General features: G+C 52.9%; 16 protein-coding genes and 1 pseudogene. All 17 read left to right on the forward strand.

The annotated features are described in order from the left end of the window. A partial coding sequence (locus BLR50_RS14535) for an Ig-like domain-containing protein (protein ID WP_162840440.1) occupies positions 1-1,360 on the forward strand: 1,360 nt, incomplete at its 5' end. Between the two features lie 314 nt (positions 1,361-1,674). After that, positions 1,675-3,714 (forward strand): thioredoxin domain-containing protein, encoded by a 2,040-nt coding sequence (locus BLR50_RS12750; RefSeq protein WP_092643037.1) that lies wholly within the window; start codon positions 1,675-1,677, stop codon positions 3,712-3,714. Positions 3,715-3,759: 45 nt separating this feature from the next. Next, complete coding sequence (locus BLR50_RS12755) at positions 3,760-5,199, forward strand: FAD-dependent oxidoreductase (RefSeq protein WP_092643040.1); 1,440 nt, start codon at positions 3,760-3,762, stop codon at positions 5,197-5,199. A 122-nt stretch (positions 5,200-5,321) separates the two neighbouring features. Next, complete coding sequence (locus tag BLR50_RS12760) at positions 5,322-6,215, forward strand: tocopherol cyclase family protein (protein ID WP_162840441.1); 894 nt, start codon at positions 5,322-5,324, stop codon at positions 6,213-6,215. A gap of 342 nt (positions 6,216-6,557) precedes the next feature. Next, entirely contained in the window at positions 6,558-6,683 is a 126-nt protein-coding gene (locus BLR50_RS14795; protein WP_278278014.1) for a hypothetical protein, read from the forward strand. Positions 6,684-6,833: 150 nt separating this feature from the next. Continuing rightward, positions 6,834-6,944: pseudogene (locus BLR50_RS14900) on the forward strand (thiamine pyrophosphate-binding protein); the annotation flags it as partial. 66 nt (positions 6,945-7,010) lie between these two features. Further along, positions 7,011-8,675, forward strand: a complete 1,665-nt coding sequence (ilvB, locus tag BLR50_RS12765) for a biosynthetic-type acetolactate synthase large subunit (protein WP_092643047.1) — start codon at positions 7,011-7,013, stop codon at positions 8,673-8,675. A 28-nt stretch (positions 8,676-8,703) separates the two neighbouring features. Then, positions 8,704-9,204 (forward strand): acetolactate synthase small subunit, encoded by a 501-nt coding sequence (gene ilvN / locus BLR50_RS12770; protein WP_092643050.1) that lies wholly within the window; start codon positions 8,704-8,706, stop codon positions 9,202-9,204. A gap of 22 nt (positions 9,205-9,226) precedes the next feature. Next, positions 9,227-10,228, forward strand: coding sequence for a ketol-acid reductoisomerase (gene ilvC, locus BLR50_RS12775; RefSeq protein WP_092643053.1), 1,002 nt, complete (start codon positions 9,227-9,229; stop codon positions 10,226-10,228). 154 nt (positions 10,229-10,382) lie between these two features. Next, positions 10,383-12,074, forward strand: a complete 1,692-nt coding sequence (gene ilvD, locus BLR50_RS12780) for a dihydroxy-acid dehydratase (protein WP_092643073.1) — start codon at positions 10,383-10,385, stop codon at positions 12,072-12,074. 33 nt (positions 12,075-12,107) lie between these two features. After that, positions 12,108-13,613: a 2-isopropylmalate synthase gene (locus tag BLR50_RS12785; protein ID WP_205408709.1), complete on the forward strand. Its 1,506-nt coding sequence runs from the start codon at positions 12,108-12,110 to the stop codon at positions 13,611-13,613. 111 nt (positions 13,614-13,724) lie between these two features. Beyond that, positions 13,725-15,290, forward strand: a complete 1,566-nt coding sequence (gene cimA, locus BLR50_RS12790) for a citramalate synthase (RefSeq protein WP_092643058.1) — start codon at positions 13,725-13,727, stop codon at positions 15,288-15,290. Between the two features lie 16 nt (positions 15,291-15,306). Beyond that, positions 15,307-15,717 (forward strand): ester cyclase, encoded by a 411-nt coding sequence (locus BLR50_RS12795; protein ID WP_092643061.1) that lies wholly within the window; start codon positions 15,307-15,309, stop codon positions 15,715-15,717. A gap of 28 nt (positions 15,718-15,745) precedes the next feature. Next, on the forward strand, positions 15,746-17,005 hold the full coding sequence (gene leuC / locus BLR50_RS12800) for a 3-isopropylmalate dehydratase large subunit (protein WP_092643064.1): 1,260 nt from the start codon (positions 15,746-15,748) through the stop codon (positions 17,003-17,005). Between the two features lie 42 nt (positions 17,006-17,047). Further along, positions 17,048-17,527 carry a 3-isopropylmalate dehydratase small subunit gene (locus tag BLR50_RS12805; RefSeq protein WP_092643067.1) on the forward strand — a complete coding sequence of 160 codons (480 nt, stop codon included), beginning with the start codon at positions 17,048-17,050 and terminating at the stop codon, positions 17,525-17,527. 144 nt (positions 17,528-17,671) lie between these two features. Beyond that, entirely contained in the window at positions 17,672-18,745 is a 1,074-nt protein-coding gene (gene leuB / locus BLR50_RS12810; protein WP_092643070.1) for a 3-isopropylmalate dehydrogenase, read from the forward strand. Positions 18,746-18,977: 232 nt separating this feature from the next. Further along, on the forward strand, positions 18,978-19,194 hold a 217-nt coding region (gene tnpA / locus BLR50_RS12815), incomplete at its 3' end, for an IS200/IS605 family transposase (protein ID WP_143008119.1).

Below are 19,194 nucleotides of genomic sequence, written 5' to 3' on the forward strand. Positions count from 1 at the left end.
CTTTGCATGGGAATACCCCGACACAATACCCCCGGTAGTAAATGAAGGCTATAAGGTGATCTTTACGCCAACCGATACCGATAATTTTCTGCCGCTTGAACAGATAATTGCAGTTACTGTTCACAAGGCGAATCAAACGCCTCTCTCTGTTAGTGGCATACCAGCTTCCATTGCCTACGGTGATGAGCCATTTAATATTGAAATTAGTGGCGGCAGCGGAACAGGTGCCCTTAGCTATGAGGTTACTTCTGGCGATGCTGTTACGGTTGATGCAGATGGTAAGGTGACGATAGTCAAGGCTGGAACAGCAACCGTAGCCGTTACCAAGGCGGGGGACGATAATTATTTTAAAACAGAAACAACTTTATCGGTAACCGTTAATAAAGCCTGCCAAGAGCCTTTATTGGTAAGCGGGATTCCTAACTACCTCACCGTAGATCAAACACCGTTTACCATTGTTGTCGGTGGCGGAAGCGGAACTGGTGACATCAGTTTTGAAGTATCTAAAGGCGGGGCAGTCACGGTTGACGCAAATGGGAAAGTGACAATCGTTAAAACGGGTACTGCATCGATTACCATTACGAAAGCGGAAGACACTAACTACCTTATGATGCAGAAGGTCATAAATCTGACTGTCAGGGAAGCATCTTCGGGAAACAATAACGGCTCAACCTATAGCGAAATACCATCCCACACTTATGTGCAGGATGAGTATATTAAAAATACAAACAATAGTGTATCGATTGACCTGACCAAAGGGTCTACCTGGTTGTCTTCAACTCAGATGAACACGTTGATATCATTAAATCAAACCAAGTCCATTATACTCATAGGCAATGGCTATAGCATAACATTTCCTGTTGGTAGGATGAGGACTACAGGGTTTATGGACTTAAATCTCGGGGTGCTCTTTAACTCCGGATATTATTTTGACAGGATTAAAGCTATCTCTAGTGACAGTTTTGTATTGATGATTGATTTTGATCATAGCGGCCCTTTGCCGGGTGAGGCACAAGTTAAAATCAAAGTGGGGGTTCAATATGCAGGCAGAACACTGTATTACCATTACTATAACCCACTGACAGGAAACCTTGAGTATTTACAGACTGTTACAGTAGATAAGGAAGGCTATGTTATCGTAAAGCAATCTCACTGCTCAGCGTATGCTCTGAACACCACTATTATAGACGAAAGACCGACTATTCCAGAAACGGGAGGAGACAGTGAATCCAATCATATTTCAGTTTTGGAGGATGTCGTGATTCCAATAGAAACATCCTTGGTTATAACTTTTGCAAAATTGCAGTCAGATCTGAAATGGTTAGCGAATTGGTTTGTCTGTTCCTGCTCCAAAGCTTGAAATATGACTGCAAATTTGCATTAAGCACCAGAACGTTTTAATACAGGCAGTTTAAGTACAACGCTAGGTAAACGAGTTAAACCGACTTCGCATAAGAACCAGTAAATGGCCGTATTATCGATTAAATCGATAGTGCGGCCATTTGTCAATACCGGCAGATATTTCGAACGGGTTTATCCCGTTTTCCAAACTGATACAGGATTTTCTTTTAGCGGTAACAGTCTTTTTACTAGTCATTAAATCAATAAAATGGAACATATAGGAGATGATATGACTATCCAAGTAAAATATAAATGAAAGGCAGGTGGTGCTAAATGGAGTTAACTAACAAAGCCAATAGACTGATTACTGAACACTCCCCATATCTATTACAGCATGCTTACAACCCTGTTGAATGGTATGCGTGGGGCCAGGAGGCTTTCGATAAAGCAAAAAAAGAGGATAAGCCCGTCTTTCTCTCTATCGGCTACAGTACCTGTCACTGGTGCCATGTAATGGCTCACGAATCCTTCGAGGATGAAGAGGTTGCAGCGCTCTTAAACCGCGATTTTGTCGCCGTAAAGGTGGATAAGGAGGAGCGCCCGGATATCGACGCCGTTTACATGACGGTGTGTCAGGCCCTTACCGGGCAGGGAGGGTGGCCGCTTACTATCCTTATGACGCCTGCGCAAAAGCCGTTCTATGCGGGCACCTATCTTCCCAAAACCAGTCGCGGCGGTATGGCGGGGCTGATGGAGCTGTTAGCCGTCGCAGCAGAGCAGTGGCGGAAGAATCGTGATGCAATAGTGCAAAGCGGCGAGCAGATTACCGAGGCTGTAAAGGCACAGAGCTTTAAAGAGAATTTGTCGGAGACACCGGGACTGGAAATGCCGGAAAAGGCGGCAAAGCTGCTAAAAAGCAGCTTTGACAGCGAATACGGCGGATTTTCTCATGCCCCCAAATTTCCCACCCCGCACAACCTGCTGTTTCTGCTCAAACGCTATACGCTGCTAAAGGATTCCGATGCGCTGAAAATGGCCGAAACCACCCTGCGCCGAATGTACCGCGGCGGTATCTTTGACCATATCGGCTTCGGCTTTTCGCGCTATTCCACCGACACCTGCTGGCTTGCTCCGCACTTTGAAAAGATGCTCTACGATAACGCGCTGCTGGTGATGGCCTATCTGGAGGCCTACCGGATTACCGAGGCGCCGCTTTACCGCGAGGTTGCAGAAAAGACACTTGAATATATCGCGCGGGAGATGACCTCCCCCGAGGGCGGCTTCTATAGCGCTCAGGATGCCGACAGCGAAGGGGTGGAGGGCAAGTATTATCTGTTTAAAAAGGACGAGATCGAGCAGGTGCTCGGGGATGCCGCGGAGGGCTTCTGCAAGGCTTACGGTGTTACGAAGCTTGGCAATTTCGAGGGAGGCAACATCCTGAACCTGATTGAAAATAAAGACTATGAAACCATCAGCGGAGCCTTTGAGCAGGAGCGCAAAAAGCTATATGAGTACCGGAAATCGCGCATGAAGCTGCATAAGGATGATAAGCAGCTCACCTCGTGGAACGCGCTGATGATCGCAGCCTACGCAAGAGCCTACCGGATTCTGGGTAAGGAGGAGTACCTGAAAGCCGCCGAGCGTGCGGCAGCCCTGCTGCTGAAGCCCTTAATGGGAGCGGAAGAGGGGCTGCGCGTTGGTTTTCGTGAGGGTAAGTCCTTCGGCCCGGCACATTTGGATGACTATGCCTTTCTGGCGTGGGCATGTCTTGAACTGTATGCCGCAACCTATCATGCCCAGTGGTTTACTAACGCAGTACGGCTGGCAGAGCGCATGCGGGAGGATTTTCTTGACAGTGAGCAGGGCGGTTTTTTCTTAAACTCTGAGATGGAAGAGCCGCTGTTATATCGTCCCAAAGAGGTGTACGACGGGGCCATCCCCTCTGGAAACTCGGTAGTGGCGTATGTGTTCAACACCCTTTCACGCCTTACAGGTGAGGAGGTATGGCGCAGCCTAAGCGAGAAACAGATGATCTACTGTGCAGGGGAGGCTCAACGTTACCCTGCGGGCTTCTGCTTTTTTCAATACGCGCTGCTGCACGAGCTGCTTCCTTCACAAGAGCTAATTTGTGTATTGCAGCAAGAAACGCTGCTCGAAGAGGTGCGAAAGGAGCTTTTGAGGCTCAACCGCCCGAATCTCTATACAATGATTATTACGCCGGGCAACAAGAAGGAAATAAGCAAGGCCAATCCCTTTGCGGCAGGCTGTAAGGCAAATGGAAAACCGACAGTCTTCTATCTCTGCGGCGGCGGGGCCTGTCAGGAGCCGTTTTATGAACTCGGTGAGCTTGAAAAACGGTTAAACGGGCAATAATAATGATTGATACACAGGCTAGGTTTAGAAAGGGATGACGATCGAATGGGTTCTATCTGGACGATGGACTTTGATATTGAACCACACGAACCGCTTCAGGAGGATATCTCGGTGGATGTCGCGGTCATCGGCGCGGGCATGGCAGGCATCTTAACCGCGGTGCGCCTACAGGAGCGCGGGCTGAAGGTTGCGGTGCTGGAGGCAAACCGGATTGCAGGCGGGGTAACGCAGGGCACAACGGCAAAGATTACCTCCCAGCACTATGCGCAGTATAACAAGATGATTGAGACGCTCGGCTTTGAAAAGGCGCAGCAATATGCCTCGGCCAACGAAAAGGCTATCGAGGAGTATCGTGAATGGGTGGGTACCCGCCAGATTGACTGCAACTTTGAAAACCGCCCTGCCTATGCCTATTCCAAGGACGATATGACCACACTGCTGCAGGAAGCCGAGGCTGCGAAAAGGCTGAACATTGATGCGCAGTTTACCGCCGTTACCGAACTGCCGTTCCCGGTGGTGGGTGCGGTGAAGTTTAACAATCAGGCGCAGTTTAACCCTCTCAAGTTTATTAAACAGATAATCGGCGGCCTTAAAATCTACGAACATACGATGGTGCGGTCGGTGGAGGGGCACGAGGTAATTACCGACCGCGCAAAGGTACACGCCGAGAAGATTGTGGTTGCCACCCACTACCCGTTTATCAACGTGCCGGGCTACTACTTCCTGCGCCAGCATCAGGAGCGCTCCTATGTACTGGCGCTCAAAAACGTGCCAAGCATTGAGGGTATGTATATAGAGGCACTGGGAAAGGGCTATTCACTGCGCAGCTATGGGGAGTATATGCTGTTGGGCGGGGCGGGGCACCGCACGGGCGAAAACAGCGCGGGCGGCTGCTATAACCGGCTGCGCAAGGCGGCTAAGGAGCTGTTTTACAACTGCGAGGAGGTCTGCTGCTGGTCGGCTCAGGACTGCATCACCACCGACGGTATACCTTTTATCGGCAACTATTCCATGTCAACGCCGGATTTATATGTCGCTACCGGCTTTAAGAAGTGGGGGATGTCCTCTTCCATGGTAGCGTCTATGATATTAAGCGACCTGATCACCGGAAAAGAGAACCCCTATGCCGAGGTGTTTTACCCGCAGCGCATGAACCTTGAACTTTCGGCGAAAGGGTATGCAGAGGAGACACGGCAGGCGGTAAAAGGCCTAACAAGGCGGTTGTTTAAGGTTCCAGAGGCGGTGCTGAAGGATATCGAGCGCGGACACGGCGGCGTGATTGAGCATGAAGGCGAGAAGCTCGGCGTATACAAGGATGATGACGGTAAGATCTTTACGGTTTCGGTAAAGTGCCCGCATCTGAGCTGCGAGCTGGAGTGGAACCCCGATGAAAAATCGTGGGACTGCCCCTGCCATGGATCACGCTTTGATTTTCACGGAAATCTGATTGATAATCCCGCTATGGAAGGGCTGGAGCAAGTTTAAATAGATTTCAAACATCGGTAAAAATACTGTTAGAATAAAGCTTTTCCTGCGGCAAAGCCGCACCTCAATTTTTCATGGCGTTCTGTGCCTCTGCGGCGCAAGGGCCGGAAAGGTATGGTTATATGAATAATTATCATGGAATAGGAAAGAATAGTAACTTTTTTGAGGGGTGGTATATCAGGCTGGTGGGGGAAGACGGGGTGCTCTCGTTTATACCCGGTATCAGTATAGGGGAACACGGAAAGAAGCAGGCCTTTATTCAGGTACTGAGTGCGGAAAAATCCAGCTTTGTGCCCTACCCGGCCTCTTCGTTTGCCTGTGCTATGCATGATCCGGCCATCAGGGTAGGGGACTGCCTGTTTACCGAAAAGGGTGCGGGTGTAAACATCCACACCAAGGCGGTGGATTGTGAAGGCTTGGTACGCTACGGCCCACTTACGCCGCTGCAATATGACATCATGGGCCCCTTTTGCCTGCTGCCCATAATGCAATGCTGCCATCAGGTTATCAGCATGCGGCATTCCCTCAGCGGCAATATAAAGATAAACGGCAGGTTGATGTGCTTTGACGGTGGGGTTGGGTACATTGAAAAGGATTGGGGCAGCTCGTTCCCCAGCAGTTACCTATGGTTGCAATCCAACCGGTTTGACTCGCCGTATTTTTGTTCGGTAATGGCGTCGGTGGCCAAGGTGCCGTTTTGCGGGTTTTCCTTTCTGGGCTGCATATGCGCGGTACGGTACGGCGATACCGAGTATCGGCTTGCCACCTACAACGGCGCGCGCGTGCTGCGGTGGGACGAGCACGGTTTAATGATTAAGCAGGGCGAGCTGCTGCTTATCGCCGATGTAAAAAGCTCCTCCGCCAATACCCTCAAGGCACCGGTGCTCGGCAGCATGAGCCGTATCATCCGCGAAAACACCTGTTGCTCAGTACAGTTTCGGCTGTTTGTGGGTAACGTTCAGCTGTTTGACTTAATGGGGGATCACGCTGGGTTTGAATATGTTCCGGAGCAGTAACAAAATTACAAAAACCGGCATAGAATTTAAAAAGTATGTAAAAATTCTTGACAGCCTGTAACCGCTCTGCTATACTAGCAGTAATCTAAAAGCAAATCCTGTAAAGGAGAGCACAATATAATGTCTGCCATGTTTGTCATTACCAACATTATAATTAGCATTATCGTTCTAGTCGTTCTACTAGTAAATGATAGTGCCGATTGGTGTTGCGCTGCAAACAGGGGATAGATTGCATGCTCTTTAGGCTGATGAAGCCATAGAAAGAAAGAAGCAGGCCCTGCAGTGAACAACACTGCAGGGCTTTTTAGTTTTTTAAAGCGTTAAAGAAAGGAAGTACGCAAAATGTTTTACAACAGCCTTTGCCTCGCGGGCCTTGTACTGCTAGTCATTATTCTAGTCGGCATTATCGTCATTACCGGCGGCAGTGCTTTACAAGGTTTGCCCAAAGAGGTTAGGCTGTTTACTTAAAGCAGAAGCTTTTGTTTACACAGCGCCTTGGCGGTAAACCGCCGGGCGCTTTTTCGTTATCATTCTTAACGAAATCGCTATTCGCCTTTAAAGCCGCTGTCCGTCGGTAAGAACTTCCCATATAACAGAAGAAGGGGCGGATGGTTTACGATACTTTCAGGCGCGCAGATTCTGGTGTGCACACTGCTGGAGCTTGGGGTAGACACCGTTTTCGGTTACCCCGGTGCACAGGTTATTCATATCTACGATGAGCTGTATAAATAGCACAAACAGTCCGGCAGCCGCTGCAGGGAGGCGGGGCCGTATATAAAGAAAGGGATGAACACAATGGAGCTTACAGGAGCGCAGATACTCATTCAAACACTGCTGGAGCACGGGGTGGATACCGTTTTCGGTTACCCGGGCGGGCAGGTACTGAATATCTACGATGAGCTTTATAAAAGCAGCAGCCAGATTACCCACTACATCACCTGCCACGAGCAGGGCGCCGCACATGCCGCCGACGGATATGCCAGAGCCACTGGAAAAACCGGCGTGGTGATAGCCACCTCCGGCCCAGGTGCCACCAACCTTGTTACAGGTATTGCCTCGGCATACCTCGACAGCACCCCAATGGTGGCCATTACGGGCAACGTACCCACCGCACTCATCGGCCGCGACAGCTTTCAGGAGGTGGATATCACCGGCATCACCATGCCGATTACCAAGCACAACTTTATTGTAAAGGATGTAACCGAGCTTGCCGATGCCCTGCGCGAGGCGTTTGCCATTGCCAACGAAGGGCGCAAGGGGCCGGTGCTGGTGGATATCCCGAAGGATGTACAGCTTGGAAGCTGCGATTACGAGCCTCAGGTTCCGGTTGCCCCCGAAAGGCCGTGCGGAGCCACCGAGGAGGATTACCGCAATGCCGCGGCGCTCATCGAGCGGGCAAAAAAGCCTTATATCTACGCGGGCGGCGGTGTGGTACACTCCGGGGCGTACGAAGAGCTTGCGGCCTTTGCCGAGCACATCGACGCACCGATCGGCCTTAGCATGATGGGCCTTACCGCCATCCCCAGCAGCAACCCGCGGGCACTCGGCATGGTGGGTATGCACGGCCGCTACGCCGCCAGCAAGGCCTTGTATGAAAGCGACCTGATTGTGGCCATCGGCACCCGTTTTTCCGACAGAGCCACCGGCAACAAAAGCGAGTTTTCCAAAGACCGCATGGTGGTGCATATCGATATCGACCCCGCCGAAATCGGCAAGAATATCGCAGCCTACGCCGGTATCATCGGCGACATCAAAGAGGCGCTGCAGGGGTTAATGAAGGCGGTAAAGCCCAAGAAGCATCCGATATGGCGCAGGGAGATTGAGGAATACAAAAACAGCTCGGAAAACTGCATTGATATGGATAACAGCCGCCTGAACCCCCAGATGGTGATTACACAGGTAAACGAGCGTGCCGCCGAATACACCGTTATCGCCACCGATGTGGGCCAGCACCAGATGTGGACCTCTCAATACTATCAGTTCTCACAGCCGCGCACCCTGGTAACCAGCGGCGGGCTCGGCACCATGGGCTTCGGCCTTGGGGCGGCCATCGGTGCCTGCATCGGCACCGGCGGGCAGAAAACCATATTGTTTACAAGCGACGGCAGCTTTCATATGAATATGAACGAGCTGGCCACTGCGGTGAGCAACCGCCTGCCGATTATCGTGGTAATACTCAACAACAACGCCTTGGGTATGGTTCGGCAGTGGCAGACGCAGTTCTTTGAAAAGCGCTACTCCCAGACCACCCTGAACCGTAAAACCGACTTTGTAAAGCTTGCCGAGGCGTTCGGCGGCAGCGGTAAAACGGTGTTTCAGCCGTCGGAGCTTTCAGCGGCGCTGGACGAGGCCTTTGCCTGTGACGGCCCGTTTGTGCTCGACTGTCATATCGATAGCGACGAGCGCGTGCTGCCCATGATCCCGCCGGGCGGCAGCATCAAGGAGATTATCTTAAAATAGTGGTTGAACATAAAGGAGGAAGAAGCTCTTGCGAAGCGATCAATTTGTAGTTTCTGTTCTGGTTGCAAACCATTTCGGCGTGCTGACACGAATATCCGGCCTGTTTTCCAAGCGCGGCTTTAACATCGATTCCTTAACGGTAGGTGAAACCGAAAACCCCGAGATTTCGCGCATGACGATTGTCTCCACCGGTGACGACTACACCAAGGAGCAGATTGTTAAACAGCTTGAAAAGCTGGTGGACGTAAAAACCGTTCAGCTGATGGATACCGACCATACGGTGGTACGCGAACTATTGATGGTAAAGGTAGGGGTGGAACAGGGCAAACGCGCCGAGATTTTAGAGGCGGTGCAGATCTTCAGAGCCAAGGTGGTAGACCTTTCACCCGAAACCTTAACAGTTGAGATTACCGGAGACCGCCCCAAGCTGGACGCATTTGTAGAGTACCTAAGGCCGTTCGGCATTGTGGAAACCTGCCGCACCGGCGTTACGGCGATGGGCCGCAACAACTACTGCTTAAACTATTAATTTACTGAGGAGGAAACAAAACATGGCGAAGCTTTATTATGAGAAGGATTGTGACTTATCGGTTCTGAAGGGCAAAACGGTGGCGGTAATCGGCTACGGTAGCCAGGGGCATGCGCATGCCTTAAACCTGCACGAAAGCGGTGTAAAGGTAATTGTAGGCTTGTATCAGGGTGCACCCTCTGCACAGCGCGCAAGGGAAGCGGGCCTGGACGTTATGCTCACCGCCGACGCGGTAAAGGCCTCGGACATTGTAATGATTCTGGTAAACGACGAAAAGCAGCCTAAGCTTTACGAGAAGGATATTAAGGATAACCTTCGCCCTGGCATGACGCTGATGTTTGCACATGGCTTTAACATCCACTACGGGCAGATTGTGCCCCCCGCCGACGTAGATGTTATCATGGTAGCGCCCAAGGGCCCAGGCCACACCGTGCGCAGCCAGTTTACCGAGGGCAAGGGCGTGCCGAACCTCGTTGCGGTATACCAGAACCCCACCGGCAAGGCGCTTGAAACAGCGCTTGCCTACGCGGCGGGCATTGGCGGCGCCAGAGCGGGCATTCTTGAAACCACCTTTAAGGAAGAAACCGAAACCGACCTTTTTGGTGAGCAGGCCGTACTGTGCGGCGGTGTTTCCGCACTGATGAAGGCGGGCTTTGAAACACTGGTGGAAGCCGGTTATCAGCCCGAAAGCGCCTACTTTGAGTGCATCCACGAGATGAAGCTGATTATCGACCTTGTGGTGCAGGGCGGCCTTTCGATGATGCGCTACTCCATCAGCGACACCGCAGAATACGGCGATTATACCGTTGGCCCCAGAATCATCACCGACGAAACCAAGAAGGAGATGAAGAAGGTACTCACCGAGATTCAAAACGGCACCTTCGCCCGCAACTGGATTCTCGAGAATCAGGCCAACCGCCCCTACTTTAACGCCAAGCGCCGTATGGAAAGCGAGCACCAGTGTGAACAGGTTGGCGCCGAGCTTCGCGAAAAGATGAGCTGGAAGCCCGGTAAAAGCAAATAATACACACGATAATTGAATTATAAAACGATACTGTAGGGTGCGGCGTCCTCAACACCCGCACCCATGCAAAGACATCAATGCGTGGGCGATTATCAATCGCCCGCATCAACGAAGAAGTTAGCGTTTTGTTTTGAATGATATTGAGGTGAAATTTATGAACAGCGATACCATGAAAAGCGGTGTGCAGCGCGCGCCGCAGCGTTCCCTGCTAAAGGCCACGGGGCTTGCCGACAATCAGATTAAAAAACCCATTATCGGCATCGTCAACTCCTTTAACGAGGTTGTGCCCGGCCATGTACACCTGAACCGCATCGCACGCGCGGTGAAGGACGGCGTGCTGATGGCGGGCGGAACGCCAATGGAATTTAACACCATCGCGGTGTGCGACGGCCTTGCCATGGGGCATACCGGCATGAAGTATTCGCTGGTTTCGCGCGAAATTATCGCCGACAGTGTGGAGTGCATGGTGCGCGCACACTGCTTCGATGGTTTGGTGTTTATCCCAAGCTGCGATAAGGTAGTGCCCGGTATGCTGATGGCCGCGGCAAGGCTTAACCTGCCCAGCATCTTTATCTCGGGCGGGCCGATGCTCTCATTGAATAGCGACGACGGCAGGGCGATGGATTTAAACAGTGTGTTCGAGGCGGTGGGTGCGTGCAGCGTGGGAAAGATGGATGAGGAACGCCTAGGCTACTACGAGGATAACGCCTGCCCCGGCTGTGGCTCCTGTTCCGGCATGTTTACCGCAAACTCGATGAACTGCTTATGCGAGGCGATTGGCATCGCGCTCCCGGGCAACGGCACCATCCCCGCAGTATACGCACATCGCGAGCGCCTGGCAAAGCAGGCGGGCGAGCGTATTATGGGATTGGTAAACGAAGGGGTAACGGCGCTGGATATCTTAAACGAGCGTTCTATCCGCAACGCGCTCACGGTGGATATGGCCCTGGGCTGCTCCACCAACTCGGTGCTTCATCTTGCCGCAGTTTGCAGCGAGGCGGGCGTTGAGTTCGATTTAAAGACTGTCAATGAAATCAGCGAGCGCACCCCCAACCTCTGCCGCCTTGTTCCCGCAGGCCCACACCATATGCAGGACCTGTTTGCGGCGGGCGGTGTGCAGGCGGTGATGAAGGAACTGAGTAAAGCTGATTTGCTTGACACCACGGTACCCGTAGCTGCTGGCGGTACACTCGGCCAGCTGCTTGAAAAAGCAGCGGTGAAAAACAACGAGGTGATCCGCCCAATAGAAACCCCTCACTCCAAAACAGGCGGGCTTGCCATTCTGTTTGGAAACCTTGCACCAAACGGTGCGGTGGTAAAGCGCAGCGCAGTTGCCGAAAATATGCTGGTGCATAAGGGGAAGGCACGGGTGTTTAACAGTGAGGATGAGGCAAGCGAGGCCATCTTCAGCGGCAGGATTCAGAAGGGCGACGTGGTGGTTATTCGCTACGAAGGCCCCGCGGGCGGCCCGGGTATGCGCGAGATGCTGGCCTCCACCTCCGCCATTGCGGGAATGGGCTTGGATAAGGATGTTGCGCTGATTACCGACGGGCGGTTCTCGGGCGCCACCAGAGGCGCTGCCATTGGGCATATCTCGCCGGAAGCCGCACTGGGCGGGCCGATTGCCTTTATCCGCGAGGGCGACACCATCTCCATCAATATCCCCGAATACAAACTGGAGCTTGAAATCTCCAAGGCAGAGCTCGAGCTTCGTAAGCAGCAGATTCCGCTAAAAACAGCAGCACCCCAAACCGGTTGCCTTAAAAAATATCAAGCCTCGGTAACCGGCGCCGACCGTGGCGCAGTGCTTACCACCGTGGTGAGCAGTGACGATGATTACTATTAATCGCTTATAAAACTAGGAAAGGAGTGTAACATAGTGGAAAGACGAGTCTATATTTTTGATACTACCCTTCGTGACGGTGAGCAGTCTCCGGGCTGCAGCATGAACCTTGAAGAGAAGATGGAGGTGGCACGGCAGCTAGAGCGCATGAAGGTTGACGTGATTGAAGCGGGCTTTGCCATCTCGAGCAAGGGCGATTTTGATTCTATTGAAGCTATCGCCAAAACCATTAAGAACTGCACGATCGCCTCTCTTTCCCGTGCACTCGAAAAGGACATCGACGCGGCCTACGAGGCGGTTAAGTACGCCGAAAGCCCCTTGATTCATACCTTTATCGCCACCTCGCCGGTGCATATGGAGTATAAGCTGCGCATGAAACCCGAACAGGTGCTGGAGCAGGCTGAACGAATGGTGGCCTACGCGAAGCACTACTGCCCCGCAGTGGAGTTCTCGGCAGAGGACGCTACCCGCAGCGACCCCGCTTTTCTGGCACAGGTGGTGCGCAGGGTGATTGCCGCAGGCGCCACGGTGGTAAACATCCCCGATACGGTAGGCTATGATACGCCCGAAGAGATGTACGCCCTCATCGATTACCTCATGAAGAATGTAGAGAATATTGATAAAGCCCGTATCTCGGTGCACTGCCACAACGACCTTGGCATGGCGGTGGCAAACTCGCTTGCGGGTGTGCGCGCGGGGGCGTCGCAGATAGAGTGCAGCGTCAATGGCCTCGGCGAGCGCGCAGGCAATGCGGCGCTCGAAGAGGTGGTTATGGCAATTCTCACCCGCAGGCAGAGCATAGGCTGCTATACGGGCATTGATACTACCCGAATCAGCAAGACCAGCCGACTAATCTATAATACCATCGGCGTGATTCCTCCGCTGAACAAGCCGATTGTAGGCAAGAACGCCTTTGCGCACGAGTCGGGCATCCATCAGCACGGGGTTGCCGCAGAGCGTTCCACCTACGAAATTATGTCCCCCGAGTCAATCGGCCTTGCCAAGAATACGATGGTGCTCGGCAAGCACAGCGGCCGCCACGCGTTTGTTGACCAGCTTAAGGAGTGGGGCCATGATGTTACCCCCGAAGAGGCCGACATCTATTTTGCCAAATTTAAAGACCTGTGCGATAAAAAGAAAGAGGTCTCCCGTTTGGATGTGGAGGCGATTGTATCCAGCGGCACCCCGATGAACCATGGTTCGTATAAGCTCAACCGCTTTGATGTGCACGCGGGCAACTTCTCCACCGCCACCTGCGTGGTTCGGCTGGAGCGAAATGATGAGATTACCGAGGATGTAGCGCTCGGCGACGGCCCGATTGACGCCGCGTTCAACGCCATTAACAAGCTCACCTGTGCACCCGAGCATTCGCTCGAGGATTACGCCATCCATTCGGTTACCGAAGGGCGCGACGCGCTGGGCGAGGTAGTGGTGAAGCTGCGTATGGGTGACCGTATCTACACCGGTAAGGGCCTTTCCACCGATATTATTGAGGCCAGTATCCTTGCTTATATCGCCGGCATTAATAAGATGATGCGGTAAAAATGAAATAATCTCTTTATATCAGGCGGCCTTCAACCCGCGGGCGCGCAATGCGCGCCCCTACATGGAATCTGGCCACCGGAGTATTAACGAAAGGGTATGAGGCTTACGATGAAACAACTGGAGATACTCGATACAACGCTGCGCGACGGCGCACAGAGCGAGGGGATTTCGTTCTCGGTATCCGACAAGCTGGCGATTGTCAAGGTACTCGATGAGTTCGGCGTAACCTTCATTGAGGCCGGAAACCCCGTTTCCAACCCCAAGGATATGGAGTTCTTTGATAAGGCGGCAGACCTTCAGCTTAAAAACGCCAGGCTCTGCGCCTTTGGCAGCACGCGCCGCAAGAACACGGCGGTGGAGGAGGACGAAAATGTCCGCTCGCTGCTAAGTGCTAATACCCCCGCCGTTTCGGTTTTCGGCAAGACGTGGGACCTGCATGTCACCGAGGTGCTGCGCATATCTTTAGAAGAAAACCTTGCCATGGTTTCGGATACCGTGGGCTACCTTACTAAAAACGGCAAGGAGGTTGTGTTTGACGCCGAGCATTTCTTTGACGGCTACATCAACAACCCCGAATATGCCCTAAAGGTTCTCAAAGCCGCCCACAAGGCGGGGGCTGCGGTGCTCTGTTTGTGCGATACCAACGGCGGCACCGGCCCGCTGGAGGTTTACACCATTACGAAAGAGGTGTGCAGGGTCTTTGAGGGAGCGCGTGTGGGTATCCACTGCCACAACGATACCGGCTGTGCGGTAGCCAACACCATCCTCTCGGTGCAGGCAGGTGCTGTGCATGTGCAGGGTACCTTCACGGGTATCGGCGAGCGGTGCGGCAACGCCAACCTCAGCGCCGTCATCCCAACACTGCAGCTTAAGAACGGGTATGAGTGCGTAAACGGCAGGCTGGAGAAGCTCACCAACGCCGCCTTAAAGATCAGCGAGATCAGCAACCTTTCGCTGCAGAGCAACCTGCCCTATGTGGGGGCAAGCGCCTTTGCCCACAAGGGCGGTATGCATATCGACGGTGTGAATAAAATCTCCAAATCCTTCGAGCATGTGGAACCGAACACGGTGGGCAACAAGCGGCGCTTTCTGCTTTCGGAGGTAGCGGGCAAGAACGCACTGCTGGCAAAGCTTGAGGGCATCGCCCCCGGCATTGCACAACAGAAGGAGCAGATAAGCCTCATCTTAAACCTGTTAAAGGATAAGGAGCACGAGGGCTACCAGTTCGAGGCCGCAGACGCCAGCTTTGAGCTGCTGGTGAAACGGGCGCTCGGGCTGTTTACACCGCATTTCTCGTTGGATATGTATAGAACGAGCGGGGAGTACCCCTCCCCGGACGGTGAAACCAACGCCAGCGCCATGCTTAAGATTCAGGTAAACGGCGAAACGGAAACCACCGCGGCAATGGGTAACGGCCCGGTGCATGCGCTTGATACGGCACTTAGAAAGGCGCTTACGGTATTCTACCCGCAGCTTGCGCAGGTGCATTTAATCGATTATAAGGTGCGTGTGCTGGAGGCAAAGCAGGCCACGGGCGCAACGGTTCGCGTGCTGATTGAAAGTGCCGACGGCAGCCGCAAGTGGACGACGGTGGGCGTTTCCACCGACATTATCGCCGCAAGCTGGGAAGCACTCGTAGATTCCATCGAGTATGCTCTCATGAGACAAAACTGAGGATGAAGACATAACAATGAACAATAAAGAGAGAATGAAATACTTCTACGAACAGGTGGTTTCAAACCATCAGCTGGAGGAACTCCCCCGGTATATTTCAGAGGATTGTATAATTAGGGTGGGAGAAGAGATTTACCCTGTAGGAATTGCCGGAATGAGGCAGCATCTTTGTGATGTAAGAAAGACCTATCCCGATTTAAGGATGACCATCATCCGCCAATACTGTGACGGGGATTATGTCATCTCTGAATTTATAGCTGAGGGTACACACGAAGGCGAATGGCTGGGGATGAAGCCTACCGGAAAGAGATTGACCTTTACCGGTGTGGATGTAGACAGAATAGTTGACGGAAGGATTATTGAACACGGGGGAGCCATGAATACATTCGAAACCCTGTTTGAGGCGAAAATAATACAACCCGTTTAAAATTACTTTGAAAGGCTGGAAAAGGATTATGGCAATGACAATGACGCAAAAGATATTGGCAAGCCATTGCGGGAAGGAATCGGTTGCCGCAGGCGATATGATCATGGCAGGGCTAGATCTGGTGCTGGGTAACGATATTACGTCACCCGTTGCCATTAATGAATATGAAAAGGCATGCTGCGGCGAGGTGTTTGACTGTAACCGCATCGCGCTGGTGCTAGACCACTTTACCCCCAACAAGGATATCAAGGCTGCCGAGCAGAGCAAGCAGGTGCGCGAGTTTGCGGGCAGAAAGGGCATTACCAACTTCTTTGACGTGGGTGAGATGGGCGTAGAGCATGCGCTGCTGCCCGAAAAGGGGCTGGTGGTAAGCGGCGACGTGGTAATCGGCGCCGATAGCCACACCTGCACCTACGGCGCTTTGGGTGCATTCTCCACCGGCGTGGGCTCCACCGATATGGCGGCGGGTATGGCCTACGGCAAGGCTTGGTTCAAGGTGCCCTCTGCCATCCGATTTAACCTCACCGGCAAGCTCAACAAATGGGTTTCGGGCAAGGATGTAATCCTGCATATCATCGGGATGATCGGAGTAGACGGCGCTTTGTATAAGTCGATGGAGTTTTCGGGTGACGGCGTTGCCTCGCTTACCATGGACGACCGCCTGTGCATTGCCAACATGGCTATCGAGGCGGGCGGAAAGAACGGGATCTTCCCCGTAGACGAGCAAACCCTTGCCTACATTGCCGAGCACAGCGACCGTAAGCCGGTGGTGTTTGCCGCGGATGAAGATGCCCCCTATGACGCGGTGTATGATATCGACCTCTCGCAGATTAAATCCACCGTTTCATTCCCGCACCTGCCCAGCAACACCAAAACGGTGGACGAGGCGGGCGAGGTGACGATTGATCAGGTGGTAATCGGCTCCTGTACCAACGGCAGGCTCTCCGACCTGCGGGAGGCAGCCGGGATTCTAAGGGGTAAGCGTGTGCATAAGAACGTGCGCACCATCGTCATCCCCGCTACGCAGAAAATCTATCTGCAGGCTATGGAAGAGGGGCTGCTGAAGGATTTCATCGAGGCGGGCTGTGTGGTTTCCACCCCCACCTGCGGGCCATGCCTTGGCGGGCATATGGGTATCTTGGCCGAGGGCGAGCGGTGCGTTGCCACCACCAACCGTAACTTTGTAGGGCGCATGGGGCACCCCAAGAGCGAGGTTTATTTAGCCAGCCCCGCGGTGGCGGCGGCTTCGGCGATTGCGGGCAGGATCGCATCGCCCGAATCACTTTAAAGGAAGCCGAAACCGCACAATTCCCAGAAAGGAATGGTCATAATGATTACTAACGCTACGGTTATAAAATACGGTGACAATGTCGATACCGACGTGATTATCCCCGCGCGCTACCTGAATACCTCCGACCCGAAGGCGCTTGCCGCCCATTGCATGGAGGATATTGATAAAACCTTTGTTACCCGGGTAAAACAGGGTGACGTAATGGCCGCGGGCAACAACTTCGGCTGCGGATCCTCCCGCGAGCACGCCCCGCTTGCCATTAAAGAGAGCGGGGTCGCCTGTGTGGTGGCCAAGAGTTTTGCACGCATCTTCTACCGCAACGCTATTAACATCGGGCTGCCCATTATTGAATGCGACGCCGAGATTTACGAGGGCGACAGTGTGAGCATCGACTTTGAGAAGGGAATGCTTACAAACCACACCACCGGGCAAACTAGCAGCTTTAAGCCCTTCCCCGAGTTCTTGCAGAAGATTATCGCAGCGGGCGGGCTGTTGAAGGCACTGGCACAAAACGCCTAGCTTTGTATGCAGAAAGGTTGATAGGTTTAAAGAAATTCTTTCAACCTTTGAAAAATTACCTGTCGCGGCACCGGTACTTTTTAACAAAAGGTTTATGCCCCTTTTTGTGGGCATATAACCCAAAAGAAAGGGCATGTATCTAAAATGAATTATAATATAGCAGTAATCGAGGGCGACGGCATCGGCCCCGAGATTGTACAGGCATCCATTCGTGTGATGGAGGCGGTGGGCGTACGCTTCGGGCACCGCTTTTCCTTCCAAAAGGTGCTGATGGGCGGCTGCGCCTATGACGCGACAGGCAATCCTCTGCCCAAGGAAACGGTGGATACCTGCCTTGCCAGCGACAGTGTGCTGCTGGGTGCCGTGGGCGGCCCGAAGTGGGATACCCTGCCCGGTCACCTGCGGCCCGAGGCGGCGCTGCTGGGTATCCGCAAGGCACTGGGGCTGTATGCAAACCTGCGCCCCGCACAGCTGTTTTCATCGCTGGCAAGCGCCTGCCCTTTACGCGCTGATATTGCCGAAAAGGGGATCGACCTTATCATTGTGCGCGAGCTAACCGGCGGTATCTATTTCGGTGAGCGCGGCAGGCGGCAGACGAAAAACGGTGAGGAGGCTTACGACACCGAGGCCTACAGCGTAAAGGAGATTGAACGCATCGCCCGTGTGGCCTTTGACCTTGCGCGCAAGCGTAAAAAGTCGGTAATAAGCATCGATAAGGCCAATGTGCTCGAAAGCTCCCGCCTGTGGCGCGAAACGGTACACGCCACAGCAAAGGAATACCCGGATGTGGCGGTTTCCGACATGCTGGTGGATAACGCCGCCATGCAGCTGGTGCGCAACCCCTCGCAGTTTGATGTGGTGGTAACCAGCAATATGTTCGGCGATATCCTCTCGGATGAGGCGTCCATGCTTACCGGCTCCATCGGGCTGCTTTCCTCAGCCTCGCTGGGCGACGGTACGCGCGGCTTGTACGAGCCTATACACGGTTCGGCCCCCGATATCGCGGGCAAGGGCATTGCCAACCCCATTGCCACCATTCTTTCCGGCGCCCTGATGCTGCGCCTTTCCCTCGGTTTGGAGCAGGAGGCGTTTGCGATTGAGAATGCAGTAAACTCGGTGCTTGCAAAGGGCCTGCGCACGGCAGATATCGCACGCACGGGGGAGGACACCCTTACCTGCAGCCAGATGACGGACGCAGTTATCGCATGCCTTGCATAAAAAAGAGTGTCATCCGTCAGTGACATCTATATCACAAATAAGTACCCATACTTCCTTTATATGAAAAGCGCAATCGGTAAAAGTCCGATTGCGCTTTTCGCTTTGTAGCTTCAGCGCAAAAAACCACCAGCTCTGCTGGTGGAATTAGAACGCTTATAGCGAAAAGAGGTCCTCCAGTGATAGAATGATGAAGGTTCACCAACCGCATCAAAAAACAAAGGAGGACATGTCAATGGATGACATAAATAGTTTAACACATTCGAAATGGAGATGTAAATATCATATAGTATTTGCACCGAAGTATAGACGACAAGAAATATATGGACAAATCAAGGTGGATATAGGGCAGATACTTAGGAAATTATGCGAACAAAAAGGGGTGGAAATAATAGAGGCACAGGCATGCCGCGACCATATACACATGATGGTAAGCATACCACCGAATATAA

It is taken from the genome of Acetanaerobacterium elongatum (assembly GCF_900103835.1).
GTDB lineage: Bacteria > Bacillota > Clostridia > Oscillospirales > Ruminococcaceae > Acetanaerobacterium > Acetanaerobacterium elongatum.